General features: G+C 46.5%; 7 protein-coding genes. All 7 read left to right on the forward strand.

Annotated elements, in window-relative coordinates; genetic code table 11:
• Window positions 1-858: beta-ketoacyl synthase N-terminal-like domain-containing protein (locus LDL40_RS01090; protein WP_300992850.1), on the forward strand; the 858-nt coding region annotated here is incomplete at its 5' end.
• Window positions 859-982: 124 nt separating this feature from the next.
• Window positions 983-2116, forward strand: coding sequence for a 4-phosphoerythronate dehydrogenase (locus tag LDL40_RS01095; protein ID WP_300992852.1), 1134 nt, complete (start codon window positions 983-985; stop codon window positions 2114-2116).
• A gap of 136 nt (window positions 2117-2252) precedes the next feature.
• Window positions 2253-3272: an aspartate-semialdehyde dehydrogenase gene (locus tag LDL40_RS01100; RefSeq protein WP_300992854.1), complete on the forward strand. Its 1020-nt coding sequence runs from the start codon at window positions 2253-2255 to the stop codon at window positions 3270-3272.
• A gap of 214 nt (window positions 3273-3486) precedes the next feature.
• Window positions 3487-6648 carry a FimV/HubP family polar landmark protein gene (locus tag LDL40_RS01105; RefSeq protein WP_300992857.1) on the forward strand — a complete coding sequence of 1054 codons (3162 nt, stop codon included), beginning with the start codon at window positions 3487-3489 and terminating at the stop codon, window positions 6646-6648.
• A 171-nt stretch (window positions 6649-6819) separates the two neighbouring features.
• Complete coding sequence (gene truA, locus LDL40_RS01110; RefSeq protein WP_300992859.1) at window positions 6820-7626, forward strand: tRNA pseudouridine(38-40) synthase TruA; 807 nt, start codon at window positions 6820-6822, stop codon at window positions 7624-7626.
• Window positions 7627-7772: 146 nt separating this feature from the next.
• Complete coding sequence (gene accD / locus LDL40_RS01115) at window positions 7773-8645, forward strand: acetyl-CoA carboxylase, carboxyltransferase subunit beta (protein WP_300992861.1); 873 nt, start codon at window positions 7773-7775, stop codon at window positions 8643-8645.
• 9 nt (window positions 8646-8654) lie between these two features.
• Window positions 8655-9935, forward strand: coding sequence for a bifunctional tetrahydrofolate synthase/dihydrofolate synthase (gene folC / locus LDL40_RS01120; RefSeq protein ID WP_300992863.1), 1281 nt, complete (start codon window positions 8655-8657; stop codon window positions 9933-9935).
• Window positions 9936-10000 lie beyond the last annotated feature (65 nt).

Consider the following 10000-nt stretch of genomic DNA (forward strand, 5'->3'; position numbering starts at 1 on the left):
CGTGAAAAAGGCGTAAAACGTGTGGGCCCTTATGCAGTGCCTAAGACGATGTCGAGCACTTGTTCGGCGTGTTTAGCCACTCCTTTTGAAATCAAAGGTGTGAACTATTCCATTAGTTCTGCCTGTGCCACCAGCGCACACTGTATTGGTCATGCTGTTGAGCTTATTCAACTGGGCAAGCAGGACATTATTTTTGCCGGTGGTGGTGAAGAGGTGCACTGGACTTTAGCTATGGAATTTGACGCTATGGGCGCCTTATCTACTAAATACAATGAAACGCCTGAGCTGGCATCCCGTACTTATGATGCTGACCGCGATGGTTTTGTCATCAGCGGCGGCGGCGGTATTTTGGTGATTGAAGAGCTGGAACATGCTCTTGCCCGTGGTGCTAAAATTTATGCTGAAATTGTGGGCTACGGCGCAACGTCAGATGGTTACGATATGGTGGCGCCAAGTGGTGAAGGTGCTGTGCGTTGTATGGAAATGGCGATGAAAGACGTGAAAGGTCCAATCGACTACGTCAACACCCACGGCACTAGTACTCCTGTCGGCGACGTTAAAGAATTAGGTGCTATTCAGCAGGTGTTTGGCGGGAAATCTCCAGCCATCAGCGCAACTAAAGCTATGACAGGGCATGCCTTAGGTGCGGCTGGCGTGCATGAAGCTATTTACTCGCTGTTGATGATGGAGCATAACTTTATTGCGCCTTCCATTAACATTAATACGCTGGATGAAGCTGCTGCTGGTTTAAACATTATCACTAAGGCAACAGAAGCAAAACTAACGACTGTAATGTCAAACAGCTTTGGTTTTGGCGGCACCAATGCGACTTTAGTGATGCAAAAATATCAGGGCTAATTAGCCTGGTGCAAAAAAGGGGGGCCGCTGGCATGCTAAACCATGTCAGCGGTCCCCTTTTTTTATTCGCTCAACGCTTAGCCTGTAGATACAATAACAGCACTTGGGTAAAGGACTGGTACTGATGAAGATATACGCCGACGAAAATATGCCATACGTCAAAGATTTTTTTGCTGATTTAGGCGAAGTGACACTGGTCAATGGCCGTACTTTAACAGCAGCACAAATTAGTGAGGCAGAGGTGTTGCTGGTGCGCTCTGTCACTAAAGTAAACGAACAATTGCTTTCGCGCAGTCCAAAGTTGAAGTTTGTAGGTACTGCGACTATTGGCACAGATCATATCGATCAGTCGTATCTGCTAAAAAGGGGTATTGGTTTTAGCAGTGCACCGGGTTGCAATGCTCAGTCTGTGGTCGAGTACGTGCTGAGCAGCATCTTTGTATTGGCAGAAAAATACCAATGGAATTTGCAGGATAAAACTGTAGGCGTAGTTGGTGTTGGTAATATTGGTCGTCTGTTGGTCAAGGCGCTGCAAGCTTTATCTGTTCGGGTCATGTGCTGTGACCCGCAACGCGCTGCTACGGAAGCAGATTTTCCACACACACCTTTCGAGCAGTTATTGCCTCAGGTTGATCTTGTCAGTTTTCATGTGCCATTGATAAAAACAGGGGCGAATGCCACAGTAAATTTATTGAATAGTCAGACGCTCAGGTTACTAAAGCCAGACTGCGCAGTGATCAATGCTTGTCGTGGTGAAGTGACCAATAACGATGCTTTATTGGCTGAAGCTCAATCAGGGCACAAAAGGGCACTGGTGTTGGATGTATGGGCGAACGAACCAGAGCCTGATCTGCGGCTTATTGCGCATACGGATATTGCCAGTGCTCATATCGCAGGACATAGCATTGAAGGCAAAGCCAGAGGCACTGAAATGCTGTATCAGGCTTTGTGCCGTCAGCTAGAGTTAGTCCCGGACAAGACACTTGCACAAGTGCTACCACCACCACAAATTTCAGAGCTGAAAATAAATTCAAATTTTGGACTTTTAGATGTCCAAAATTTAAGCCGGCTGTTATATGATGTGCGCCGGGACGATGCTTTGTTTCGTTTCTATATGATGCAAGATAATAAAACACAAGGTTTTGACTGGCTTAGAAAGTCATACCCACCGCGGCGTGAATACAGCTCGGTGCGGCTGACAGGACAAGAAGTGCCTGAGTTTTTAACAACATTAGGTTTTAGTACCCAAATTAATTGACATTGCAGCGCGGCGACAAGCGAGTGAGACCCCTGGAGCATAGAAGTCCTATGTGACTGGGGCGAAGAGCGCAGTCAACAATGCGGCAGCGTCAAGTAAGAAGGGTAAAGTAGCCAGTAATCAGAGGGGAATAACCATGGCTCAGCAATACGACGTCGCTGTGTTAGGTGCTACAGGTTTAGTAGGCCAGCATTTAATTGAAATTTTAGAACAGCGCGATTTTCCGGTAAATAAACTTTATCCTTTAGCCAGCAGCCGCTCTGCCGGTGGCCATGTCACCTTTAAGGGTAAACAAATCGAAGTACTGGATGCTGAAACCTTTGACTGGACTAAGGTACAGATTGGTTTATTCTCTGCCGGAGGTAGTGTATCTGCGACTTATGCGCCTCGCGCTGCGGATGCAGGTTGTGTGGTGATCGACAACACCTCGCATTTCCGCTATGAAGCCGATATTCCTTTAGTAGTGCCTGAAGTCAATGCCCATGCTATTGCCGAATTCCGTAACCGCAATATCATAGCCAACCCAAACTGCTCCACTATTCAAATGCTGGTGGCGTTAAAGCCTATTCATGATGCCGTAGGTATTAGCCGTATTAACGTCTCCACTTATCAATCGGTGGCTGGTGCTGGTCAGCAAGGCGTGGAAGCGCTGGCAAAAGAGACGGCTCAGTTGCTGAATGGTCGTCCTTTAGAAGAAAGTGGTAAATTTGCCCGTCAAATCGCTTTTAACTGTATTCCACAAATCGATGTATTTTTGGATAACGGTTACACCAAAGAAGAAATGAAAATGCACTGGGAAACCCAAAAAATTATGGGGGATGCCAGCATTTCCGTAAACGCGACAGCAGTTCGTGTGCCGGTATTTTATGGCCACGCTGAAGCTGTGCACCTTGAAACCCGCATGCCAATTAGTGTTGAGCAAGTCAAAGCCTTGTTAGCCAATGCTCCTGGTGTGGTACTGATGGAAGATAATGCCGATTATCCAACTCAGGTGGGGAATGCTACTGGTCAGGATGATGTATTTGTTGGTCGTATTCGTCAGGATTTCACTCATGAAAATGGCATTAATTTATGGCTGGTGGCAGACAACATCCGTAAAGGCGCAGCCACTAACAGTATCCAGATTGCCGAACATTTAATCCGCGACTACCTCTGAAGTTAGTTTGGGTTGAAGTGACAACTGAATAAAGGCTCCTTAGGGAGCCTTTATTGTTTACTAAAGCATTTGATTCTGCAGCCGATATCAGAACAACGCAGAATTAGTTTAAGCGTAGCCAGTGAAAGCCATCTGGTTTACTATTCCAGTATGGAACGATGCTTGCAGTATTCTTGTGTTTGCAAAAATAATCTCCGGCCTTAAAGGATCATCGATGCGTTTAGTTGGGCTTCTTATCTTCAGTATTCTGTTACAGCTATGCAGTGTTAACGTCACTGCAGAAAGCACTGTGCGTCTTAAAGGGCCAAAAAGTACCGAAAATCCTGATCGCAGCAGGGTTGGACCTCTCACGCCAAACGATACCTTGTGGCGTATTGCAGAGGAGGTGAGACCTCACCCAGGATTAAACATTTATCAGGTGATGTACGCTATTTACCTTAAAAATCCTCAGTCTTTTCTTGATGATAACTTTAACCACTTAAATGTAGGTTCTTTTTTAGCTATTCCGAATATTGATGAAATCTTGTCTGTTGATGCAGTAGATGCACAGCGCAAGTCTGAGGAAGATGATCGGATTTGGGCTGACAGGGTGCGTGCTGCCGCTGCCGCCAAAGTCAAACAAGGGGTAAATACCGCTCAGCAAAAAGACGTAGACAAGGCTAAACAGGAAATTAAAAAAGAACTTATCCGTGTTGAAGGACAGCAGCAGGGGCAGTTACTTGATTTGCAAGAAAAATTGGCCGAATCGAAACTGACAGTTGAAGCTGTGTTGGCCGACAATACCGCTTTGAAGGATAAGCTTGATCAACTGGCTGAACAAATGTTGTTAATGAAATCCCAGGTGGATAAAGACAGCGAAATTCAGCATCAGTTGCAACTCTTAGTCACTCAGCAGGCAGAAATGCTGGCTCAGCAAAAAGCTCAGATTGAACGGGAACAGCAGGGGACAAATTTTGCCGAGTTGTGGCAGAATATTTCCTCCAGTAGTTTGACCTGGGTGCTGTTAGCATCCTTACCAACCTTGTTTGTGTTATTTGCTGTTTTGGGCTGGATTAAACGCCGTACCCGTAAATCTGAGCAAATTGTCACTGCCGCCACCGCTGTACCTCAGCAAGAGCCAGGTTATCGCTCGCCATTACCGCCTTTGGATGAAAGCCTTGATTTCGACGAAAGCAGCTTGATGACGCTGGACGAATCTTTGCTGGATACGGGTAGTAAAGGGATTAGGCTGGATGACGAGCCTATTGATCTGCACGACGACATGTTACTGGATACCAGAGCTGATGAGTTTGATGACATTCTGATGAATGACGATGATTTACTCGATAGCAAAGATCTGCTTGATGCCAGTTCAATGGATGATGAACTATTGGATGACTTGTTAGATCAACCGGCAAAAGCGGTAGATAAAGATTTTGATCCTAATAATATTTTATCAGGCGCAGATCTGTCGGCATTATTTGATGAAGAGCCTGAGCTGGATAATCCTGACGACATATTTGCACAGGCTGTCGCTGAACAATTGGCGCAAGAACAGAATCAACAAGTAAAGGAACAGACCACAGCAGACCTTGATGAGCAGGATGAACTGATCGAAGAGATTGAGCTGGATGAGCCAGATGCTGAGACTTTTGAAGTTAACAGTCCGGAAATCGCAGACGCGGATGAGTTTAATCTGGATGAAATCGAAGAAGTAGAAGAAGTTGATTTTGATTCATTACTTGACGAGCTTGTCGTTGCTGCGCAACCAGAAGCGGCACTACCGGAAGATAATGCGCAATCCAGCCTACTTGAAGAGCCTATCGAAGATGTTGCTGATCTGGTCGTTGTAGCAGCGGAACAACCTCATTTCGATAGCTCAGAACTCGACGAGTTTGCCGAATCACTTGCAGATGAAGAATTATCGGGGCCTGAACTGTTGGCCGTTGAAGATGAAAGTGATATCGATATTGACGCTTTACTGGATGGAGCTGCGGATTGGGCTGAGCCAATGCCAGAGCAAAACGCGGAACAAGTTGAACAGGACGAGGTTAATTCACAGGAGCAGATAAATTCTGCCTCTGACATCGCTGATACAACGGTAAGCCGCCTCGAATTTGATGAAGACGATTATCCACTCAGCCCTGACGACGTAGCTTTATTGCTGTCCGATGAACCAACAGCTGAACCTGTAGTGGAGATGCCGAATCACTTCCATGCCGATCATGCAGATTTAACTGAGCTGATGCAGGCAGATAACTCTGCGGAGTCAGAGTCCACCCATGGAAATACAGAAGAAGATGCCGAATCAGAACAAGCCTGGCAGGAACTCTCTGAGCCTGCCCTTGAGGCTGCCGTTGGTGAGTTAGTTCCCGATCTGGATTTTCAGGAAGATTTAACAGTCAGTCGTGTCTCTGCGGCAACATTATCTGTAGAAAATCCAAGTAAAGTCCTGGAAGAGTACCCTGATTTAGAATTTTCTGATGAAGCGATAACAGAAGAAGAGTCTGAAGATGAGCTAGAGGACGAACTTGTTCAAAACCCTGTACTGCCGGCAGAGTCTGAACCTGAACCCGTACTGACAACTGAAACTAAGGTAGACAAAGAGACTGCTGAGGATCCGAATGACGAACTTATTCACAGCCTTGAACTACCGGAAGAGTCTGATTTTGCGCCAGAACTCGCGATTGACGCTGCAGCAGAAGAAGAGACAGTACAGGAGCTAAACGACGAATTTGTTCAAAGCCCCGAACTACCGGAAGAGTCTGATTTTGCGCCAGAACTTGCAATTGAGGCAGCAGCAGAAGAAGAGACGGTACAGGAGCTGAACGACGAATTTGTTCAAAGTCCAGACTTGTCAGAAGAGTCCGCTTTTGATCCCGAATTGGCGGCTGAAGACATTGCGGCGGAACTGGATGCATTGGATGAAACAGATTTTGATACCTTACTGGCTGACTATGCTCAGGCCGACGTCAATAGCCGTTTGGCAGATGAACAAATTGCCGACGCCGTAGTGGCAGAGCTAGAGTCAGGCGCTAAGGATATTGTCGAAGATAATGTTTCCACTGAGCCGCAGTCTGATTCTGATGAGCTGGAGATGTCATTACTTGCACTGGATAAATTACTGGATGATTCAGAGGATGAACCACAGCTGGCTCAAAATACCGCAAGCGCTTTAGATGTTGGACTGGAAGACTATCAGGACTTTATTGCTGCTCAGCACGAGCCAGAGCTGGATCCGGCCGAGCAAGGATTCGCTGCCGATTTGGATTTAATCCGTGCTTACATCGAAATTGGTGAACAGGATGGCGCTGAGCACCTGATAGATAAAGTGTTGAATTCTGCGGCGCCAGAGCATATCAAACAAGAAGCTCAAAGCTTAAAAGACCAACTTTAACCGTGAGGGGCAGAGCCTTGACTCTGGCCCTCACGGTATGAAGGGGGCTAACACTTCATGCTGTAGAAATCCTGATAATTCATCTGCGTTTATAGGCTCGCCTTGTGCTGAAACTCGCATCTTAAGGGCAGTTGGGTATATACTTCCGCCGCTAAAGTGATGGGAGTCAGAATGCGAATTGCGTTAGGTATCGAATACAACGGTGTAGGTTTATTTGGCTGGCAAAGGCAACGTGAAGTGCCTAGTGTACAAGGTCATCTGGAAGCTGCGTTATCTAAAGTTGCCAATGCAGCTATTGAACTTTCTTGTGCAGGGCGTACTGACGCTGGCGTGCATGCGACTGGTCAAGTTGTACATTTTGACACCGATGCTCACCGGGATATGCGAGCCTGGATCATGGGGGCTAATTCCAATTTGCCTGATGGTATAGCAGTACGCTGGGCTAAACAGGTTTCAGATGATTTTCATGCCCGATTCTCGGCAACAGCCCGTCGTTACCGTTATGTGATTTACAACAACAAATTCAGACCTGCTATTCTGGGGGCAGGTTTAAGTCATTATCATCAGGACTTAAATATTGAACTGATGCAGCAAGCTGCTGTCCATTTGCTGGGTGAAAATGATTTCACTTCATTTCGGGCCATTCAGTGCCAGTCACATAGCCCTTTCCGGAATCTGATGCATCTGCATTTAAGCCGGGTTGGACAGTTTATTGTGCTGGATATCAAAGCTAATGCGTTTTTACACCATATGGTCCGAAACATTACGGGCAGCTTGTTGCAAGTAGGAATGGGCTTGAAAGAACCTGAATGGATCGCAGAGCTTTTAGCCGCTAAAGACAGAACTTTAGCTGCAGCTACGGCAAAAGCAGAGGGCTTGTATCTGGTGGATGTGGACTACCCTGATCACTTTGGCATTCCGAAAATGCCACTGGGGCCACTGTTCCTGCCAGACAGTTTTTGCTCTGACTTTGTGTGAAGCCGCCGTTTGAAGTAAGACCAGTTAGCTATAGGTTCTATCAAGGCTTTGTGCTTTAATAAGCGCCGTTAGCCGCATGATCGGCGCTTTTTCATACAATAAACTAAGTTTGGGCTCAAGCCCTGCTGCGCTACCAAGGAACAACTATGAGTTGGTTAGAAAAAATTCTGCCCAGAACTTCGTCTTCGTCCCGTCGTAATATTCCTGAAGGGGTCTGGACTAAATGTACCTCTTGTGACGCTGTATTGTACAAGGCAGAACTGGATCGGAACTTAGGTGTTTGTCCTAAATGCGACAACCATATGCGTATCAGTGCCAGAGACAGATTAAATAATTTTCTTGATACCGGTGGTGCTGTGGAATTAGCCGCAGAGTTGGAACCACAGGATCTGCTGAAATTTAAAGACAGCAAAAAATACAAAGACCGTATTGTAGCAGCTCAAAAAGAAACCAATGAAAAAGATGCCATGGTGGTGATGCGTGGTACTTTATTGGGGATGCCAGTGGTTGTGGCGTCCTTTGAATTTGCCTTTATGGGCGGTTCTATGGCCTCTGTCGTAGGTGCTAAGTTTGTTAAAGGCGTTGAATATGCCATTGAGAACAAAGTGCCTTTTATCTGTTTCTCCGCCAGTGGTGGTGCTCGAATGCAGGAAGCTTTATTGTCTTTGATGCAAATGGCAAAAACCAGCGCGGCTTTAGCCAAACTGAGTGAAGCAGGTTTACCTTATATCTCTGTACTGACAGATCCTACTATGGGTGGTGTATCTGCTAGTCTGGCGATGCTGGGTGACTTAAACATTGGTGAGCCTAAAGCTCTTATAGGTTTTGCCGGTCCTCGCGTTATCGAACAGACAGTACGTGAAAAATTACCTGAAGGTTTCCAGCGCAGTGAATTCCTGCTGGAACACGGTGCTATCGACATGATTGTTGACCGCCGCCAAATGCGCGATACAATTGCCCGACTTGTGGCTAAATTCATGCGATGGCCAGCTCCTGCCAAGGAGCACCGCGTCGCCTAATAAGGTGTTATGACCAATCTTTTATCGCCTGCAAGCCAATCCTGTCAGACCCTGACGGATTGGCTTTGTTATATAGAACAAAAACATCCGCAACATCAGATTGAACTGGGATTGGGACGTGTACTGAAGATTGCACAGCGCGCCGATTTGCATCTGCTGCCGGGCAAAAAAATTCTAATCGCCGGTACCAACGGCAAAGGCACCACTGCCCGCACTCTGGAACAGCTCTGCGCTGTGCAGGGTTTTTCTGTTGGTGTCTATAGTTCCCCTCATTTGCTGCAGTTTAACGAACGTTTACGCATTAATGGCATCGATGTTGCCGACTCTCTTTGGTGTGATGCCTTTTCCTTTATCGAACAACTGCGCGGCGATATTGAGCTGACTTATTTTGAGTTCACCACGCTAGCGTCGTTTTATCTTTTAAAACAACAGCAACCTGATATCTGCCTGATTGAAGTGGGCTTAGGTGGTCGACTGGACGCAACCAATATTATTGAGCCTGATTTAAGTATTCTGACCACAGTCGATTTAGACCATCAGGATTATTTAGGGCCAGACCGGGAAAGTATTGGTCGCGAAAAAGCCGGGGTGTTTCGTGCAGGAAAACCTGCGGTGATAGGCGAAACTGATATTCCGCAGTCGGTGTTGAAATACAGTCAGGATATTGCAGCCACACCTTTGAGTATCAATAAAGACTATCGGTACAGAGCCAGCGAAACTAGCTTTAGCTGGATTGGCTTGCAGAATAGGTATGAGGCATTACCCCTGACCTGCGTGCCCCTGCAGAACATTGCTACTGCTCTTACCGCACTTGAAGTATTAGCTTTATTACCCTCAAAGCAGCAGACTGCGCAGGTGCTTGCGAAGTTAAGTCTGCCAGGGCGCATGCAGTGGTTAAGTAAAACCCCCGGAGTTTTATTGGATGTGGCGCATAACCCACAGTCGGCAGCTTATTTGGCGACTCAGCTCCAGTTCATCAAAACAGGTTATGCTCGGGTCCATCTGCTGGTAGGGATGTTAAAAGACAAGGATATTCAGCAGAGTCTGGCACCTTTCTATCCGTTAGCCGATCAGTGGCATCTGGTTGATTTACCTGGTGCTCGGGGTGCACAGGCTAGTTTACTGGTACAGCATTTACCAGTGCACAGCAATTATTGCTGTTATCCCGATGTAGAGTCCGGTTACCAAAAAGCGCTGTTATCTATGCAGCCTAATGATTTATTGGTGATTTTCGGCTCTTTTGTTACAGTGTCGGCAGTTCTAGCGCTGCAAAAGGAGACAGATGTATGACCAGCGCCTTTAAAAACCGCTTAATTGGCAGCAGCATTTTAATTATTGCCGCCATAGTTTTTTTA

Origin of the sequence: Rheinheimera sp. (assembly GCF_020217005.1) — a bacterium.
GTDB lineage: Bacteria > Pseudomonadota > Gammaproteobacteria > Enterobacterales > Alteromonadaceae > Pararheinheimera.

Bases quoted from the DNA above. Each gene is read 5' to 3' on its own strand.
- accD (WP_300992861.1), top strand. From the start codon at position 7,773: ATGAGTTGGTTAGAAAAAATTCTGCCCAGAACTTCGTCTTCGTCCCGT.
- truA (WP_300992859.1), top strand. From the start codon at position 6,820: ATGCGAATTGCGTTAGGTATCGAATACAACGGTGTAGGTTTATTTGGC.
- folC (WP_300992863.1), top strand. From the start codon at position 8,655: ATGACCAATCTTTTATCGCCTGCAAGCCAATCCTGTCAGACCCTGACG.
- LDL40_RS01095 (WP_300992852.1), top strand. From the start codon at position 983: ATGAAGATATACGCCGACGAAAATATGCCATACGTCAAAGATTTTTTT.
- LDL40_RS01100 (WP_300992854.1), top strand. From the start codon at position 2,253: ATGGCTCAGCAATACGACGTCGCTGTGTTAGGTGCTACAGGTTTAGTA.
- LDL40_RS01105 (WP_300992857.1), top strand. From the start codon at position 3,487: ATGCGTTTAGTTGGGCTTCTTATCTTCAGTATTCTGTTACAGCTATGC.